Source organism: Pseudomonas sp. EA_65y_Pfl1_P113, assembly GCF_963970525.1.
In the GTDB taxonomy this organism is placed as follows: Bacteria; Pseudomonadota; Gammaproteobacteria; order Pseudomonadales; family Pseudomonadaceae; genus Aquipseudomonas; species Aquipseudomonas tritici.
The window spans coordinates 1-552 of the sequence record NZ_CAXAQM010000305.1; the positions used below are offsets into that span (position 1 = coordinate 1).

Annotated in this window: 1 protein-coding gene; it reads left to right on the top strand. The window is 67.0% G+C overall.

The genetic code is table 11. The annotated features are described in order from the left end of the window. On the top strand, positions 1-552 hold a 552-nt coding region (locus AACY52_RS29755), incomplete at both ends, for a hypothetical protein (RefSeq protein ID WP_339561294.1).

The following is a 552-nucleotide window of genomic DNA, read 5'->3' on the forward strand; positions in this document are numbered from 1 at the left end:
GGTGTTCGATGCGGTCGAGGGCGCACGCGTAGAGGCACTCGGCGCGCGCGGTTATGCCGGGATCGCGGCCAATCTCGACGTTGCGCTGGAGACGCGGTTGCGCGCCGACCCGATCACGCGCGCACGGACGCGCGACGAGGTGCCGCTGTCGACCGCGCTCGGGCTGATCGTGCGCGAACGCTTGACCGGTGCCCCGCCGCCCGACGCCACCGTGCCGGGGCTCGAGCTCGTCCGCGACTGGATCGAACAGAAAGCGGGGCGCGACCTCGATGCGCTGGGGCTCGCGATCGACGATCAGCGCGCCTTTGCCAGCCTGACCACCAAGCTGCTCGAAGATCTGGAATTGATCGAAGGGGACATGATCCCCGACGAATCCGAGGAAGGCGGTTCCGAGGATGAAGGCTCGGAAGAGCAGCAGGACGATCAGGGCGACGAAGGCGAGGACGAAGGCGAACAGGGCCAAGGCGAAATCGAGGCGCGCGGGTCCGAGCAGGATTCCGACAGCGAAGAGGGCGAAGGCACCGAGCAAAGCGACGATTCGTTCGACGATAT